This is a genomic window from Legionella sheltonii (assembly GCF_026191355.1).
Classification (GTDB): domain Bacteria; phylum Pseudomonadota; class Gammaproteobacteria; order Legionellales; family Legionellaceae; genus Legionella; species Legionella sheltonii.
Window position 1 is genome coordinate 130,620 of sequence record NZ_JAPHOQ010000007.1, and the last position, 16,038, is coordinate 146,657.

Consider the following 16,038-nt stretch of genomic DNA (forward strand, 5'->3'; position numbering starts at 1 on the left):
TTTAAAACTCTTATTATAATTTTTACTGTTTTAGGGTTTATCAAGACTCAGCTAGAATGATTTTTAATTTTTCTGAGAGCAACTATTTTCTTTTTCTTCAATGTGTTCTCTCCCAAAACATTGCTTCAAAAAAGAAAAGAAAAATTCCCAGAACCTAAAATGTTCAAAAAAGAATGGTTTTTCTACAAGAGTAAAAGATGTCGTGTAATCTTGACCCGTCTTTTCAGCAAACACTCGAAGTATGTGATGCAAATCACCATCTTTATAAATAGGACGACCATTAAGGATACTTTGTAAATCCTCAATAACACGACTCATTCGTTGTCCTTTCGGACTAGATCGACTGTTTTTAGAGTTAATAGTTGGGGCAAAAATACTTCTTGATTCACCAAAATAAAAATTGGCTACCTCCCTCCCATAAGAAGTAAACGATAATCGTGCATAACGTTGCAACAAATAATCAGCATTTTGATAATCTTTAAGGAATCCTGCATTATCCCAAGCTTGCTGCCAATAAGATAACCCCTTGCCACTCATATGAAACAAATTAAACAAATACTAGGGCGTGTTGACAATTTATCCCCACCGGCTACGTGCCGCGACTTGTTCGCGGCATCCAGGAAATGGTCAAGTTAAAGATGAACTTAATTCATTGCTCTAATCGATTGATGAATAAGAGCAAACTCATAATATATCGATTTCAATATCAAGTATAAAATGAGTTTGCAATGGCTAGACTGATGCTCAGTGATGAGCTATGGTCTAAGCTAAAGGAGATAATGCTACAGCATCAGATATATGACAAACCTAATCTTCGTATGATGGTTGAGGCAATGTTATATCGCATGCGTGTAGGCTGCCCTTGACGAGACCTACCTAAAGAGTTTGGATTTTGGAATTCTGCCTATCAACAATTCAATCGTTGGTCCTCAAAGAACAAGTTGATGATGCTCGCAATGGCTTGTTCCTATATTTGGCTACCAATGTAATCAGTGAAATTTAGGTGATATCATCGCATTGAGTCCAACACTCTGATCAAAACAAGGAAGCAAAATGAAGTCATTTTATGTCTATATTATGGCAAGCAAGCGAAATGGTACACTATACGCTGGTTCAACATCAGATTTAATTAAACGAGTCTGGGAACATAAAAACAGCCTGATTCCGGGATTTACAGCTAAGTACAATGTACATATATTGGTTTATTATGAGGTTCATGAAACCTATATAGAAGCTGCTCGACGTGAAAAGCGATTCAAAAATTGGCCCAGGCAGTGGAAGTTACATTTGATTGAGAACCTAAATACAGAATGGCATGATCTTTATGAAGAAATTTGCCACTGATTAAGATCGGCTGGTTGCCGCGAACAGGTCGCGGCACGTAGGCGGTGGGGATGAATTGTCAACACGCCCTATGCATTAGATTGTATTGAAATTATAAATGCAGTGTCAAAGCCTCACTTTAGAATAAACTCTTCGACTAGGGTAAGACCGCATTAATTTAAACATTAGGTTCTATTTTAAATCAAATTGACCAAAATTAATTAAACGATTATAATAATGTCGTTTAACGATAAGGTGCAGTTGTGTTTAGTCAATTTGAAAAAGAAACTCATCGTCCTCCTCCTCGTAAGTTATTTATTAGAACAGATAATTTAACCGCTATCTCTCCAAAACATTTTGAAAAATATAATGTAAGTCCAGCTATTCATATGAATTTATTGTCTCATGATCTGAATGGATATATAGATTCAGGTTATTTGAGCACCTTTGAATACAGCAAAGGAATGGGGTTGGCAACAATACTGGCTTATGGAGGGAAATACATTCATTTTATTTTTTTACATTCTGAAATTGCTGAGATTATTCATTTAACCGGAGGAACAAACGGACTAACCCATGACGGGGAACATGATATAGGCGCGGTTTTTTGGACGAAAAAAGGTAATTTTTAAGAGCTATTCTTCTAAGTAACAGAGGAGAATAGAATGAGCAAAAAAAGAAACTATTACACGGCATCAAAAAAATCAAAGATAGCAGTTGCGGCAATTGAAGGAAAATTGACTCAGGCTCAACTGACCAGCGAATACGGTGTGCATCCTACCCAAATTAAAGCATGGAAGCAAACAGCATTGCAGGCTATTTCAGATGCTTTTTCCAATTCTCATGATAAGGATAAAAAAGAGCAAGCCGAGCTTGTTGGTGCTTTGTATGAGGAAATTGGTCGACTTCAAGCCCAATTATCATGGTTAAAAAAAAAGACTGCCACTGAGCTTGGATGAAAAGCGTAAGCTGATTGATAGCAACGCTGAAATATCAATCCGAGAACAATGCATGCTACTCGGATTGAGTATTTCCAGTTATTATTACAAAGCGTCTCCTATATCAGCAGAGGACGAGCGGCTCATGGCGCTGTTAGACGAGCATTATCTCCAGTATCCATGTGAAGGTAAAGTGAAGCGCGCACAATGGTTGTCCCTTGAAGTTGGCTATCCTGTTGGTAAACGACGCATCAAGAGACTCATGGAGGCTATGGGATTAGAAACCGTCTACCCAAAGCCAAATACAAGCGTTCCCAATAAAGAGCACACCGTGTACCCCTATCTATTACGTGACATCGATATCACTAAGCCTAATCAGGTCTGGGCTGCTGATATTACCTACGTGCGTATGAAGGGAGGCCATGTTTACTTGGTTGCCATCATGGACTGGTATAGTCGGTATGTGCTTCAATGGGCGGTGTCCCCAACATTAGAAGCAGAATTTTGTGTAGAGGCGCTAAAAAACGCGTTATTACAGGGGCGGTGTGATATTTTTAATACCGATCAGGGTGCTCAGTTCACGTCTAATGATTGGATCAATACCTTGAAGGCCCACAAAATCTCTATCAGTATGGATGGGCGCGGCCGATACCTCGATAATATTTTCATAGAACGTTTATGGCGCAGTGTTAAGCAAGAAAAACTCTATCGGTATGATTTCGAAACAATCGAAGAGATAGAGCTGGAATTAGCTGAGTATTTTGAATATTATAACAACCGAAGACTCCATCAGTCTTTTGGATATTTAACACCAGCTCAAGTGTATTTCGGACACCCTAGTACGGTTTCTAAAACATAGTTCGGTGTGTCATGGCTTACCCACAGGGTCCACAGGCCTATCCGAGACGATGAAGGCTCTACTGGCCTATGGACTTGTGGATAAGCCATTCTGTGAGAGCAGGAGTTAATAAACCAATTCGGAATAGCTCTTATTTTTCCTGAATTTTGTTCCAGATTACCAGACCTAGATTAACAAACAGATATCAAGGTGAAAGAAGGAACGGTATGGGATGTTCCTTATTTTCAGCACGAGTTTCCACAAATTTTTTATACCGATAGAGTTGAGGTGGAGCTAGGACAGTTAAATTTTCGCACGGATACTGAAGTTCTCCTTGGTGGGAATTGGCTTGATTATGCCGAAATTATCAGCATTCAGCCTAAGCTTGCCGAAATAATATTAAGGAAAAATGTTAAAACAGAGGAAGAGCTCTATCAACTGCTGCGCGAATTTGCATCTCCTTATACCTTTGCCAAGGTTGGACTTCAGCAACAGTGGTATTCTGCTTTAGAGAAAGCCAGCTTAATAAACTGGTGGAACCAATTATCCCTTGCCAAGAAAGATGAATTAATAACTCTCTATGAACTCCTGTATCAGCAGCATAAATATCCTGAGCCAAACGATTTTGTTCTTATGAAAGAACTTCATCAATTGCATTCGCTAAACAATCAATTAAAACAAAAACACCCTGAAATAACCAACTATTTTACTCTTATAGGGACTGCTCTCGACAAATTTCATATGCTTTGTCAAATCGATCCGATGAATGATAGTTCACGACAAAGATTTATCCAAATTGGACTAAAGGATATTTTTGAAGATAAGTGGGAACTCCCCTTAGCACCAAATACTTTACATCAATTATGCATATCTATTGAAACTTTTATTGAATATTTAATGCTTGAAGCTGAGTTTCGCCAGCTTATCCGAGAAATTAATTGTTTAAAGCTCAGTTCAGAAGAATTGATAGAGCACTTCCCAAGACTAGCGGGAATAGGAGTTGTACTTGATTCCAATTGTAAAAAGCCCATGGGAAATGTTAGTGAGTTTATCGATAACTACATTAAAAATATGGCCGAAATTAAAGAATACCTCCCTGAAATAAAAGACCAGCTCAAAGCATTTAATTATCGTAAACATTATACTAACAACCTCAGTGTTTATTATTTTTGTCATCATATACAACAAACACATCTCCCTACGGCGGCATTAGCAGAGTGGTTAATTGATCTATATGAAGAGCTAGAAGATATTTTTAAATCAAATGATGATTATAAAAAAATCATTCGGGATGGTGTATTGCTGGACTTATTATTTGATAATCTAAAAAAATTACACGATTCTATAGTTCAAGTTAATAACCAAGGAGAAATAAGTAAATCATTAAAACAACGTGTAATGAACGAAATGCAAAGTAACATCGAGTATGCATTAGTTCACTTAAGCAAATCAAAGGAGTTGGATCGTTACGCTGATGCGCAGTTTATGCTCACCAAAATTAAAGACTCATCTAATCAGGTTGCTGTTCTAGCTATGGAACAATCTAAGGTGACCTTTTTTCCGTCTTCATCCCGAGTATTTTATGATAGATCTTATGTCCGTAAAGAAAGTGAGTTATCTCAACATGATTCGCAACACTTAGAGGACCAACCTCCACCGAGCCGGCAAAAATTGCATAGCTAATTGTTATGAGTTTGTTGTACAAAGCCATCGGAGCATCATTGTATTGGCAAGTCACATTACTCGTTGAGAGCAAGTATGCCAGAAACAGGATTTAGTTCGCAGAACCAATCTTTTGTCGCAATAGCGAGCCAAGGCTGAGTTACAAAACCCAGCGTCCGATTTTGATGCATTAACTCGAAATGAATGGATTAGAATAAATCATTAAACCTCGCAAAAACATCGATTGAATCTTGGTTCTTAAGTGATTCTTGAATGTTTTCGCGTATCGCTTATAAAAAAGCGATCAAAATAGCTGCTTACCACTCGGGTAATCTGTCTTGCTTTGGGGTGGATTTGAATAACATAATCGTTAATTTGCACCAGTCCATCTTTGACTAAATTATCTAGCGAGCGAAGCTCACTAGCAAAATAATCCGGCGGATAATTAAACTCAGTACATCTTTTTTTGAGATCGACTTCCAGATAACACATAATATCGTTAATAATCGATTTCCTTAATTGATCTTCTCCTGTAATTTCGATTCCGCGCACAATGGGTAAGACCTGATTTAAAATATCGGTTTTATATTGCCTTAACTCCGAGGTATTTTGCACGTATCGATTGCCGAGCTGAGTGATGGATGAGGTCCCTAGCCCAATCAAATGCGAAGCACTGTCAACACTGTATCCTTGAAAATTTCGGTTGAGCGTTTTTGCATTTAACGCGCGTACCATAGAGTCTGTCGGTTTAGCAAAATGATCTAACCCAACAGCAAAATATCCTTTTTGTTTTAACAGTTCGGAAGCCAAAGCAAACTGTTCTATGCGCTCCGCGGCATTGGGGAGATCCTTTTCCTGAATGAGTTGCATGTGCTTTTTCATCCAATGGACATGGGCATAGGCAAAAAAAGCAATCCGGTCTGGATCTAATGAAGAAACAGCTTCGATATTATTTTGAATACTTGATTTGGTTTGTTTGGGTAATCCATAAATCAAATCAACGTTTATATTGTTCATGCCGTACTGTTTAAAAAGATTGATGGATGATTGAACCAATTCGAATGGCTGCACGCGATTGATCGCGAGCTGCACCTCGGAATTAAAATCTTGGGCACCAATACTGATTCGGTTCACGAGGGCGATGGCATAAGCGTTTATTTTTTCTTCATTGACGGTACGAGGGTCGACTTCTATAGCGATTTCTGCATCAGGAGCTATATTAAAGGCCTCACGAAGCGTGTTCATTAAATGCAAAAATAACTGCGGGGGTAAGATCGTTGGTGAGCCGCCACCAAAATGAATATGAGTGACATAGGGGTTCTGGGGAGATAGTCGTTTTGCAACCAATGCAATTTCTTGCGTCAATACTTTAATATACTCTTCAATAGAGTTTTGTCTGTTATTAATTTTCGTAGCGCATCCGCAATACCAACACAATTGTTGGCAGAATGGAATATGAATATATAAGGACAAAGTGTCCTGCTCTGGGATCTCACCAAGCCACTGCGAATAAGTTGCCGCGTTAATTCCCGTAGAAAAATGAGGGGCAGTTGGGTAGCTCGTATACCGTGGAAATTGCCCTTCGTAATTTAATATTAAGTGCTCAGATACATTATTTAAAAACATGAACCAACCTTTTCAATAAGCGAAGTAATAGGGCTTGCCCTGCCGGCTAAATAATCCATAATAATCCCTTTAAAAGGCAATAAATCCTGATTTGCGAGTCTTAAGGTACACTGACTGAGCAGCTGGGCAAAAAGCGTATCGTTGGTGAATAAACTGACTATCCAATTCGTGCCATGATACATTAGCTTAGTCGCTTGCCTATGCTCGGCCTGATAACGCTCCAAGATTTCTTTCGACCCAATATCTTTATTTTGTGCCACTGCCCAGCAGATTTCCTTTGCCAATGATTCTGCGCCCTTCAATCCCAAATTAAAGCCATGGGCTGTCACAGGATGCATTCCCACGGCGGCATCACCGATTAATGCAAAGCGTTTTTCGATAAACCGTTGGGAATAAACACCGACTAATGGATAAAAAAAACGCTGGCCAACTGCTTTTATCTTGCCAAACTGTTGCTCAAACTGATTGGCAAGATTTGAAATAAATTGTTGCTCATTAAGCCTTTTTATATAGTTGGCCTTGTCGGGCGAAACCGTCAGCACCAGTGATGATGCATGGGGAGACATGGGTAAAAAAGCAACGACTTTGTCGGTATTAAAATACTCATAAGCACAATGATGATGTTCTCGTTCATGTTCTATTTTGCAAAGAATCATCACCTTAGAGAAATCACGGGTATTAGATGCAATCCCTACTTTTCTACGAGACTCGGAGAAGCGATTATCAGCTGCGATGACAAGAGTGGCCTCAATAACTGACTGATTGGATAAATGGACTGAGCGTGTGCTCTGGTGCTCTTGAATGGCATCAACGGCAGTATCCGGCATTACTTCAATATTCGAATAAGAACAGACTGCCTCATACAATGCTTTCCTAATTAAATGATTTGAAACCAAATACCCTAAAAGAGTGCCCGCATCGTTAAAATTTAATGCATAAGATTCGCCTCCACTGAGGACTTTTGCTTGTTTTATTGGAAAAATAAATTCCGAATTAATTTTGTCCCATGCATTAAGTTTTTTTAGACTATTGATAGTCGGAACGGTTAGGGCAATTTCTCGGCCATCATAATCCGGGTTTTGCAAGGACTCGACGGGTAACTTATCTAATAAGACTATTTTCAAAGAAGTATGGGCAAGGGAAGCTGCAAGGCTTAAACCCGTTGGACCAGCACCGATGATGGCAATATCTTTTTTTATATGCATTTTATTACCCTGCCCTTTCCCTTACTACCCGAGCTAATTTTGGATTCTTACTTTTTTTTATCGGCATCCCGTAGTTCCAGCCACATGGCGTTTAATATGGCAAATGAACAAGCGAGTCCAGTTCCAAGAATCCAAGAGAAATACCACATTTTTTTCTCCTTAGTGTTAATATGAAGACATTTGTTCTTTAATTGTTTTTTCATTAACCTTTCCACGAAGAACACGATAAACCCATCCGGTGTATGCAAGAACAATAGGAAGAAAAATTACCGTCGCAATGAGCATAATAAATAAAGTCGTTTGACTCGATGAACTATCCCAGACCATCAAACTGTATTGGGGATGAGAGGAAGAAGGCAGAATGAATGGAAACATACTGATGCCTACTGTGGCTATTAATGAGCCAACGCTCAAGCTACTCAAAATAAATGCAATCAATGGCTTATTCGCTAGAAAGATAGCCAACCAGGCACAAAGAATACTTAAAAGCGGAACCCATTGCGAAATCGGCATATCCCTATAGTTAATGAACCAAGCGCCAATTTGCCTGCCTACCTCTTTGTGTAAAGGATTGGATGGGCCATCATGGAGCATCGGCTGGTTTAAAACATAGCCATCTATGAAATGAGTCCAAAAGCCCATCAAGATAAATAACAGCGTCATTAAGAAAGCGGCATAACGCGCCCCTGTTCTTGCTTTTCGTTGCAATACACCTTCTGTTTTTATCTGGAGAAAAAAAGCACCCTGCATCGCAAGCATTAGCACTGAAAGTACACCACTGCACAAGGCATAGGGATTAAGTAGCTGAAAAAACGTTCCTGTATAAATCACTCTTAGACTGTCATCGTAATAAAAGGGAACACCTTGTAACACATTGCCTACAGCCACTCCAAAAATGAGTGCAGGCACAAATCCGCCGATAAAAAGCAGCCAGTCCCAGATGGATCTCCAGAGCGCATTTTCCAGTTTAGACCGGTATTTAAATCCTACAGGTCTTAAAATTAATGACAGCAACACAACCAGCATCGCTAAATAAAACCCGGAAAATGAGAGCGCGTAGAGATCTGGCCACGCCGCAAAAATTGCCCCGCCGCCCAGAATAAACCATACCTGATTACCCTCCCAAGTAGGTCCCACCGTATTAATTAAAATACGACGTTCGGTGTCTGTCTTGGCAAACCAGGGTAACCACATGGCAACCCCCAGATCAAAGCCATCCATAATCGCAAAACCAATTAATAAAACGCCTAGTAATAGCCACCAAATTACTCTTAAGGTTTCATAATCTAAAATCATTGTACACTCCATAATGAAGGTGGGTGATTCACTTTAATCATCTCGACCCCTAATCGATAAAGAAAAAGATACCGATGTTCTAATGGGTAAGCATCTCCTCTGGGCCCAATCGAATGTACTTAACCATGAGGTACAGCTCTACGATTGCCAGCACGGTATAAAATAATACAAACCCAGTTAACGAAGTCAGCACTTGCGCGATTGATAAAGAGGAGGCGCCCATAAAAGTCGGCAACACCCCTTGAACAACCCAGGGCTGTCGCCCATACTCAGCAACTACCCAGCCCAATTCAGCCGCGATCCAAGGCAATGGCAAGGAATAAAATGCCATCCGATGGTACCATGGTGTAGCATGCAGTTTATTTTTAGCAGAAAGGTAAAAACCTACAGCAAACAAAAGGATGAAATAAAAGCCACAGGCAACCATCACCCGGAATGAAAAAAAGAGGGGGGCTACCTTCGGTTTCAAGTCATGGGCGGCTTGATTAATTTGCTCTTCAGTTGCCTCAGAGGGATTTGCTGTATATTTTTTCAGCAAAAGGGCATAACCTAAGTTTTTAACATGGTTTTGTAAGTGCTCTTTCGCCTGGTTGTTATCAGGATCACGTTGTAAGACGCTTAATGCATTATAGGCTAACAGGCCGTCTTTAATTCGCTCCTTACCCTCCTCAATGAGCTCATTAATCCCTAACAAAGGAGTGTTAAATGAGCGGGTCGCAATAATTCCCAAAGCATATGGAATTTTAATAGCATATTTTGTAGTTTTTGTTTGCTCATCGGGAATACCCAAAAGAGTTAAGCTGGCAGGAGTCTTCTCGGTTTCCCACATCGATTCCATAGCAGCGACTTTCATTTTCTGATCGTCATTGGCAAGATAGCCGCTCTCATCACCAAGGACAACAACCGATAACGCCGAGGCTAAACCAAATGATACAGCAACAGTCATTGATCGTTTTGCGAAATCCTTGTTGCGATTTCTTAACAGGAAATAAGCACTGATGGATAAAACGAAGATCGAACCGGTAACATACCCAGCGCTAATGGTATGGACGAATTTTGCTTGTGCCACTGGATTAAATAAAATATCAAAAAAGCTGCTCACCTCCATGCGCATGGTTTGATAATCAAAATAAGCACCCACAGGATTTTGCATCCAGCCGTTTGCGATTAAAATCCACAACGCCGATAAATTAGTACCTAAAGCGAGTAACCAGGTACAAACCAAGTGTTGGAATTTGGATAAGCGCTCCCAACCAAAGAAAAATAATCCTACAAAAGTTGCTTCCAGAAAGAAGGCCATGAGTCCTTCTATGGCTAATGGAGCTCCAAATACATCCCCAACATAGCGCGAATAATAGGACCAGTTCGTTCCAAACTCAAATTCCATGGTTAAACCGGTAGCAACACCTAAAACAAAATTTATGCCAAATAAAACGCCCCAATATTTAACCATTTGACGCCAAATCTCTTTACCGGTCATGACATACACGGTTTCCATAATTGCCAATAATACAGAAAATCCAAGGGTCAAAGGGACAAATAAAAAATGGTATAATGCAGTTAAAGCGAACTGTAATCGAGACAAATCAACTACATCAGTTGCAGGAATCATTTAATCACCTCTTAATTACTTGCTGAGAGAGCGTTTGCTCTTTTGGGCCGAGTAGCCACATATCACTTTCTTCAAGCCGGGGATGTATTGTGCGAATACAAACCCACCACAACACAAAGAGAAGGAGGAGTTTGATCACTAAAGTCAAAGAAATATCACGTGTAATCGGCTTGATCATCATACTTATTAAAAAATGCCAAAGTTAAACGCTACTAACTCCATCGATAGCCTACGCCTAAACCAAATACCCAAGGATCAATATGTACTTTGGTTTCTAATTGAGCGATAGGTGTATCAACGGTCACGTTGGATTTAATCCAGATTTTTTTTACATCGGCATTGAGGTACCAATTATCATTAATTGCGACATCAACACCTGCTTGTAATGCGGGACCTACACTTGAACCATACTCGATGTCGGTTGCTACTGGACCGCTGTTCACATTATAAAAATAAGTGTAGTTAATACCTGCGCCCACATAAGGCTTAAGGAGGGAATTAAAATCCCAATGATATTGTGCCGTAAGCGTTGGAGGTAATACACTGACCTTGCCTAAATCCACACTACCAAGCGCGGTATGCGTCGCCTCAACACTATGACGTGTAGTAGCCAAAATCAGTTCAAGGGCAATCTGTTGGGTAAAGAAATAACTCAAATCAAGCTCAGGCATCACTTGATTGCTAATTTGTGTGACTTCCCCGCCAATAAGACTAATGGTTGAGCTTGAGGCACTCGGCAATACATCGATTGCGCGTAATCGAACGAGCCATGGTGAATCGGCCATTGCGGGGGTAGCTAACGAGAGGATCGTTCCAGAAATTAAAGCTTTAGTTAATTTATTCATTGTGTTCTCGCACTTGTTTTCATCGAATCCACGCTATCAATCACATGGTACATTTATAATTGTGATTTTTTTATTCACTTTGCCGCATTGTATCTAGGTTATCCCCTCAAATACCTTGATCTAGGTCATGGAAAAATACAAAAAAGTCTCAAAACAAGATAAACTATGTGATTTAGCACTCCGTAATCTCTGATGAGCGACAAAGTTAATAAAACTCACCCCTGTTCCAACTGCGGATTTTTCCCTTTTTGTACTATCGAAGAAGGCAGCCCTCACTGGATAAATCAAATTAGTTCGGCTGTAAAACAGCATCATGTTCTTAAAAAGAAGCAGGCATTGTATTTTCCTCAAAATACATTCCATAGCCTTTATGCAATCAAATCAGGAAATTTAAAAACTTTTGAAGTGGATAGTGAAGGAAATGAATTAATCCGGGGGTTTTATTTTGCGGGAGAAATTCTAGGATTTGAAGCGATTGCCTCTGGAACTTATCTTTTCTCTGCGGTTGCCCTTGCTGAGACTGTCGTGTGCGAAATTCCCTATAATCATTTTATTGATTTATTGAATTCTAATTCCAGTCTGCAAAAACATATTTTGTATTTAATCAGTCAAAAATTAACCGTGGGTTCTTACTTAAATTTTGTCACTGCAGAGCAACGTTTAGCCGCTTTTCTTATCGACTTATTTAAACGGCTACATGGATGTGAACAGCATATGGAATTGGTTTTACCCATGTCTCGTCAGGATATTGGAAACTACCTGGGATTAACAGCAGAAACAGTTAGCCGCTTATTTTCCCAGTTTAAAAAAAATAAAATGATCGCCATCGAACAGAAGAAAGTTCAATTTTTGCAATTAGACCAGCTCAAGTTAATTGCCGGGATAGTGAGTTAGTTCGCTTCGGTTTCTGTGCCCTATGCTTTTACCCGATTGGAAAATTTAATAATCATTCCATGATCTAAATCAAGGTATTCTGCAAAAAAACATTTACAATATGCTCAAAAATAAATCTTATTCATAAGAAAGTATTCTGTATGTTTTAATCCTTCTTAAGGAGTATTTATGAGCTTGAACCCCAAAAATTCATGGAAGGATGTGAAGTTAATAAAATCATCTGTTGCACGAACAGTGATTCCGCCAGCATGTTATAAGCGCTCTTACGTTAAAACATTTTTTTGGTATTTTTTGGACTTATTTCTTTTCCTATTTGGATTAAGCCTTATTTTTTCATCGTTTAATTTGAAACTGCAGCTGGTCGGAAGTTTAATTTCAGGACTCTCTACGGCGATGCTTTTTGTTTGGGCCCATGATGCGGCACATGGGGCACTTTTTAAAAACAGTACCGTCGCTGAAGTCCTGGGAACCATAGCAATGCTCCCCTCTTTGAACGTGTATCGGATGTGGAGTTTTGGCCATAATAAAGTCCATCATGGGTTTGCTTCTTTTTCTCCTATTGATTGGATATGGCGCCCTTTAACCTCCGAAGAATATCGAGCACTCTCCCTAATGCAACGGGGCATGTATCGAATTGAACGTTGTTTCTTTACCAGCGCTTTTCATTATTTACGCAGGATTTGGTGGGAACAAATGCTGTGTTTCAACCCTGGGAAAAACAAAAAAGAACGAGGGTATTATAAAAAGGGAAAAATAATGGTGCTCTTATACGCACTTATCGTGTCAATTTTGTCCTATTTTTTTGCCGGAGGGGTAATGGGGATAGTACTTTCCATTCTCGTACCGTTTATTGTTTTTAATTATTTTATTGCCATTATCGTCTATTTACATCATACCCATCCTAATATTCCTTTTTTTGATGTGAAAAACGAGTGGTCTCATTCTATCGGTGCTTTATATTGCAGTACCATTATCCATTGCTCCAAAATATCAAGGCTCCTACTGCACAATATCATGGTCCATGTTCCTCATCATTTGGATCCGCGTATTCCGTTTTATAATCTGCCTCAGGCACATCATGCTTTAAAAGAAAAATATGGAATCTATTTTCACGAGTATCGTTTTAAATTGAGTGTCGTGCTGAGTATTTTTAAACAATGTAAACTTTATGATTTCGAAAAAAAGTTATGGATGACGTTTAAGGAGGTGATGCAACCCGATGAAGCAAAAGCCATTTAGATGGCTCAGATTATTGAGTTGTTAGAATTCGCTTGTTGCCCATAGTGTTAGTCAAAACCCTTTTCGAGGATTCGATGATTCTGGGTCAGGAGACTCAGAATCGATTGATGTCGATACTTGTGCTCCTGCAACAGTTTGAGCTGCTGCGTCATATTTTTTGACTTGTCGCCAATGAGTAGGCTCTCCTTGCTGAAAAGTTCTACTAAGAAAGCTTCCCTTGTATTGATTTGCAGAATTTTTCTCAAGATGCAGTTTTAAAATTGATTTATATTTCACTAGTGACTCATATTTATCATCGCATTGCTCAATTTCTTGCACTATGGCGGTTTTTATTTGTTTCCATAATTCCTTGTTTTCTCCTTCGCGCGCTCTTAGCATCATATCTTTTAATTGGGCAGGATTATTAAATGGAATATCCTGCTGTGCCAATTTAAATGGCATATCCTTCACTTGAGAAAAGTCTTTATCGAAATGGATTTTCTCCAGGGTTTGAATATCCTTTTGTAATTCATCCCATCGTAGCTTATCACCGCGTAAACGCGCCAAATGCAGCAAATAGCGCAGTTGCGGTAGATTGGTGGGGGAATCGCTGTAATTGACACAAGCCTCTTTTGAATTTAAGTTCCCTTTAGCAATGAGACCATGGCAATTTATAAATTCTCCATATTTACCATTAAAATTTATCCCGAAACTAAAACCTGACTCGTCTAAATTTCGACCACCTCCCTCACAAAGATGCAGATTAGTCAGTTGAAATCCTAACTCGGTAAGTTGTTGATTAAGGACATCTAAAATTTCCATATCATCATACAAGCCGTTTGGATAGTGTGACCTGCTGAATCCTATTACCGCGTCAATTTCAGCCCCCTCAGGCGCATGAGCCACCATTGCCATAATGACCTCTTTTCCCACTTTGGATTCTAAACTAGCACTCGAAATACCTCCTGGGAAATGAATCATAGACAGACGCTTAACTTCGTTATTTTCTTTAATAAAAAAAGCAAACGAAACACATTCCGTCATGCCGGAGGTGAAAATTCCATGAGCTTGGCCTGGTTCAATATTTACCACGTTTCTTGAATCGCACTCCGCATAGAAAGGTGCGTATTTATAGGAAATAACATCGTCATCGATCGGATCTATGTACATAATTAACCTCACACAGGTAATTATAGCACTTTATAAATAGCCTTCTGCAGCAAGTCGAATAGTGCTTGATTGAAATTTTTGAAAAATTTGGTCGAACACACACATCAATTGTGCTTGTTCTATACATGCTCGTCACTTGATTGATGAAACATATCCAGCCTACGATCGGAAATTGCAAAAGAAAATGGCAAACTAATCGAATTTTTACCCCATTGATTTATATCCTATTTTTTTCAAATGCATTACAATCGCCCAATCTGTTTCTTTTAAGAGATTAAAATTATGGCTGTTGAAGTAGTTGTTTTTGGTAATAAGAACTCCGATCAAATTACACTTTGCCAATTGCTGACTGGTAAAACTGTTGACATATCGTCAAAATCAAACCTTGATATTGGTGCTTTCAAATCAAAAGAATGGGATATATGGAAAACTAAAAATCTTTCAAAAAATCGTTTAAACAATGGAGGAACAAATGCTCAACTTATATCAGATGCAAAAATAGCACTCTTTTGTGTTGATGTATCCGAAGACTATGATATCCAAGAGATAAAAGAAAAAATTACACAATTTAGAAAACTCAATCCAAAGGCTCCCCTTATTTTAGTGGGTACAAAACACGATGAGTGTGCTGACGACCAACGCCTCTCCTCTATTTTTCAAAAAATAGGTGACGAACTTCCTGAAAACACAAAAGGTTTTGCAGAATGTATTGTCTTTTCAGCTCAAGATAAAGGGGAGAGTTTAGCCAAGCTCTCACAACGAATGAAGGCCCTGGGCCCCGGTTCCTCTTATCCTTTACAACAAGCCAGAAATAAATTAAATCCTAACTCACTTCTCTATCAAGCCATAGATGATTTTATTACTGCTGCCGAAAAATTTAATTTATCGGATGAGCAATTTATTCAACTTGGCGGACAAATAGACCTCTTAATCACTTATCTGAGGAGTGCACGAGGAGATAAAGAGGAGCTTATCAAGATGTGCATAGAGGAATGCAAAAGAATTTTGAATGATCAGCCGGTAACCCTTAAAGATGCGTTTGATGGTATTGTTACCGCGGTTATTACCAGTCTTTTAGTATTTACAATCGGTTTTGCCATTGGGTGTGCCGCTGGCGCATGGACAGGACCTTTTGCCTTGCTAACAGGTATTGCAACAGGCTCTACTGCTGCAGCTCACCTGCTTTATGTCAGCGGAGGATGCGGGGTTACGGCAGGTGCTTTAACGTGCTTTGGCTTCTTTAAAAGTGCTTCAATTGGCTCAGCCGAAATTGAGCGTATAGAATCTGCAGCAATAGCCGAACAACACATGCTTGAGGTCAGACTCACTTAATTTTAAAAAATTCATTAAGAATGATTACGCATATTTTTTGAGGTTCTTTCATTGAGCGTATCGCGGGCTGGGCTGCAAA

Annotated in this window: 17 protein-coding genes and 2 pseudogenes; 9 read left to right on the forward strand and 10 right to left on the reverse strand. The window is 39.3% G+C overall.

Features of this window, described 5'->3' with window-relative positions:
- Positions 1-63: 63 nt before the first annotated feature.
- Positions 64-537, reverse strand: coding sequence for a hypothetical protein (locus tag OQJ26_RS09300; RefSeq protein ID WP_265703576.1), 474 nt, complete (start codon positions 535-537; stop codon positions 64-66).
- Positions 538-728: 191 nt separating this feature from the next.
- Here OQJ26_RS09300 and OQJ26_RS09305 point away from each other — a divergent pair.
- From OQJ26_RS09305 to OQJ26_RS09330, 6 genes and pseudogenes are all read left to right on the forward strand, one after another.
- Positions 729-953: pseudogene (locus OQJ26_RS09305) on the forward strand (transposase); the annotation flags it as partial.
- A gap of 100 nt (positions 954-1,053) precedes the next feature.
- Positions 1,054-1,344 carry a GIY-YIG nuclease family protein gene (locus OQJ26_RS09310; RefSeq protein ID WP_265701966.1) on the forward strand — a complete coding sequence of 97 codons (291 nt, stop codon included), beginning with the start codon at positions 1,054-1,056 and terminating at the stop codon, positions 1,342-1,344.
- Positions 1,345-1,586: 242 nt separating this feature from the next.
- Positions 1,587-1,955 (forward strand): hypothetical protein, encoded by a 369-nt coding sequence (locus OQJ26_RS09315; protein ID WP_265703577.1) that lies wholly within the window; start codon positions 1,587-1,589, stop codon positions 1,953-1,955.
- Positions 1,956-1,988: 33 nt separating this feature from the next.
- Positions 1,989-2,282, forward strand: coding sequence for a hypothetical protein (locus OQJ26_RS09320; RefSeq protein WP_065235619.1), 294 nt, complete (start codon positions 1,989-1,991; stop codon positions 2,280-2,282).
- Positions 2,275-3,120, forward strand: coding sequence for an IS3 family transposase (locus OQJ26_RS09325; RefSeq protein WP_082650874.1), 846 nt, complete (start codon positions 2,275-2,277; stop codon positions 3,118-3,120). Before OQJ26_RS09320 ends, OQJ26_RS09325 begins: the two co-directional genes overlap by 8 nt.
- A 189-nt stretch (positions 3,121-3,309) precedes the next feature.
- Positions 3,310-4,782, forward strand: a complete 1,473-nt coding sequence (locus OQJ26_RS09330; RefSeq protein WP_265703578.1) for a hypothetical protein — start codon at positions 3,310-3,312, stop codon at positions 4,780-4,782.
- A gap of 237 nt (positions 4,783-5,019) precedes the next feature.
- Here the strand turns inward: OQJ26_RS09330 and hemN are convergent, their stop codons facing one another.
- From hemN to OQJ26_RS09360, 7 genes are all read right to left on the reverse strand, one after another.
- Positions 5,020-6,387, reverse strand: a complete 1,368-nt coding sequence (hemN, locus tag OQJ26_RS09335) for an oxygen-independent coproporphyrinogen III oxidase (RefSeq protein WP_265703579.1) — start codon at positions 6,385-6,387, stop codon at positions 5,020-5,022.
- On the reverse strand, positions 6,378-7,592 hold the full coding sequence (ubiM, locus tag OQJ26_RS09340; RefSeq protein ID WP_265703580.1) for a 5-demethoxyubiquinol-8 5-hydroxylase UbiM: 1,215 nt from the start codon (positions 7,590-7,592) through the stop codon (positions 6,378-6,380). The genes hemN and ubiM overlap by 10 nt, the downstream gene beginning before the upstream one ends.
- A gap of 47 nt (positions 7,593-7,639) precedes the next feature.
- Entirely contained in the window at positions 7,640-7,741 is a 102-nt protein-coding gene (cydX, locus tag OQJ26_RS09345) for a cytochrome bd-I oxidase subunit CydX (protein WP_265703581.1), read from the reverse strand.
- A 16-nt stretch (positions 7,742-7,757) separates the two neighbouring features.
- Positions 7,758-8,888: a cytochrome d ubiquinol oxidase subunit II gene (gene cydB, locus OQJ26_RS09350; protein ID WP_265703582.1), complete on the reverse strand. Its 1,131-nt coding sequence runs from the start codon at positions 8,886-8,888 to the stop codon at positions 7,758-7,760.
- 79 nt (positions 8,889-8,967) lie between these two features.
- A complete protein-coding gene (locus OQJ26_RS09355; protein ID WP_265703583.1) occupies positions 8,968-10,500 on the reverse strand; it encodes a cytochrome ubiquinol oxidase subunit I in 1,533 nt (510 codons plus the stop codon).
- A gap of 4 nt (positions 10,501-10,504) precedes the next feature.
- Entirely contained in the window at positions 10,505-10,681 is a 177-nt protein-coding gene (cydP, locus tag OQJ26_RS19450) for a cytochrome oxidase putative small subunit CydP (RefSeq protein ID WP_416209954.1), read from the reverse strand.
- Positions 10,682-10,712: 31 nt separating this feature from the next.
- Positions 10,713-11,345: an OmpW/AlkL family protein gene (locus OQJ26_RS09360; RefSeq protein WP_265703584.1), complete on the reverse strand. Its 633-nt coding sequence runs from the start codon at positions 11,343-11,345 to the stop codon at positions 10,713-10,715.
- 192 nt (positions 11,346-11,537) lie between these two features.
- Between OQJ26_RS09360 and OQJ26_RS09365 the strand changes: the two genes are divergently transcribed.
- Both OQJ26_RS09365 and OQJ26_RS09370 read left to right on the forward strand, forming a co-directional pair.
- Entirely contained in the window at positions 11,538-12,239 is a 702-nt protein-coding gene (locus OQJ26_RS09365; RefSeq protein WP_265703585.1) for a helix-turn-helix domain-containing protein, read from the forward strand.
- Positions 12,240-12,407: 168 nt separating this feature from the next.
- A complete protein-coding gene (locus OQJ26_RS09370; protein ID WP_265703586.1) occupies positions 12,408-13,478 on the forward strand; it encodes a fatty acid desaturase in 1,071 nt (356 codons plus the stop codon).
- Positions 13,479-13,529: 51 nt separating this feature from the next.
- On the opposite strand, the gene OQJ26_RS09375 is transcribed toward OQJ26_RS09370, so the two are convergent.
- A complete protein-coding gene (locus OQJ26_RS09375; protein ID WP_265703587.1) occupies positions 13,530-14,627 on the reverse strand; it encodes a hypothetical protein in 1,098 nt (365 codons plus the stop codon).
- Between the two features lie 36 nt (positions 14,628-14,663).
- A pseudogene (locus tag OQJ26_RS19455) lies at positions 14,664-14,791 on the reverse strand (Y-family DNA polymerase); the annotation flags it as partial.
- 118 nt (positions 14,792-14,909) lie between these two features.
- On the opposite strand from OQJ26_RS19455, the gene OQJ26_RS09380 reads away from it, so the two are divergent.
- On the forward strand, positions 14,910-15,959 hold the full coding sequence (locus tag OQJ26_RS09380; RefSeq protein ID WP_265703588.1) for a hypothetical protein: 1,050 nt from the start codon (positions 14,910-14,912) through the stop codon (positions 15,957-15,959).
- Positions 15,960-16,038: the final 79 nt, after the last annotated feature.

Excerpts from the sequence above, each read along its gene's own strand:
- OQJ26_RS09300 (WP_265703576.1), bottom strand. The coding sequence starts at position 537 with ATGAGTGGCAAGGGGTTATCTTATTGGCAGCAAGCTTGGGATAATGCA.
- OQJ26_RS09310 (WP_265701966.1), top strand. The coding sequence starts at position 1,054 with ATGAAGTCATTTTATGTCTATATTATGGCAAGCAAGCGAAATGGTACA.
- OQJ26_RS09320 (WP_065235619.1), top strand. The coding sequence starts at position 1,989 with ATGAGCAAAAAAAGAAACTATTACACGGCATCAAAAAAATCAAAGATA.
- hemN (WP_265703579.1), bottom strand. The coding sequence starts at position 6,387 with ATGTTTTTAAATAATGTATCTGAGCACTTAATATTAAATTACGAAGGG.
- ubiM (WP_265703580.1), bottom strand. The coding sequence starts at position 7,592 with ATGCATATAAAAAAAGATATTGCCATCATCGGTGCTGGTCCAACGGGT.
- cydX (WP_265703581.1), bottom strand. The coding sequence starts at position 7,741 with ATGTGGTATTTCTCTTGGATTCTTGGAACTGGACTCGCTTGTTCATTT.
- cydB (WP_265703582.1), bottom strand. The coding sequence starts at position 8,888 with ATGATTTTAGATTATGAAACCTTAAGAGTAATTTGGTGGCTATTACTA.
- OQJ26_RS09355 (WP_265703583.1), bottom strand. The coding sequence starts at position 10,500 with ATGATTCCTGCAACTGATGTAGTTGATTTGTCTCGATTACAGTTCGCT.
- cydP (WP_416209954.1), bottom strand. The coding sequence starts at position 10,681 with ATGATGATCAAGCCGATTACACGTGATATTTCTTTGACTTTAGTGATC.
- OQJ26_RS09360 (WP_265703584.1), bottom strand. The coding sequence starts at position 11,345 with ATGAATAAATTAACTAAAGCTTTAATTTCTGGAACGATCCTCTCGTTA.
- OQJ26_RS09365 (WP_265703585.1), top strand. The coding sequence starts at position 11,538 with ATGAGCGACAAAGTTAATAAAACTCACCCCTGTTCCAACTGCGGATTT.
- OQJ26_RS09370 (WP_265703586.1), top strand. The coding sequence starts at position 12,408 with ATGAGCTTGAACCCCAAAAATTCATGGAAGGATGTGAAGTTAATAAAA.
- OQJ26_RS09375 (WP_265703587.1), bottom strand. The coding sequence starts at position 14,627 with ATGTACATAGATCCGATCGATGACGATGTTATTTCCTATAAATACGCA.
- OQJ26_RS09380 (WP_265703588.1), top strand. The coding sequence starts at position 14,910 with ATGGCTGTTGAAGTAGTTGTTTTTGGTAATAAGAACTCCGATCAAATT.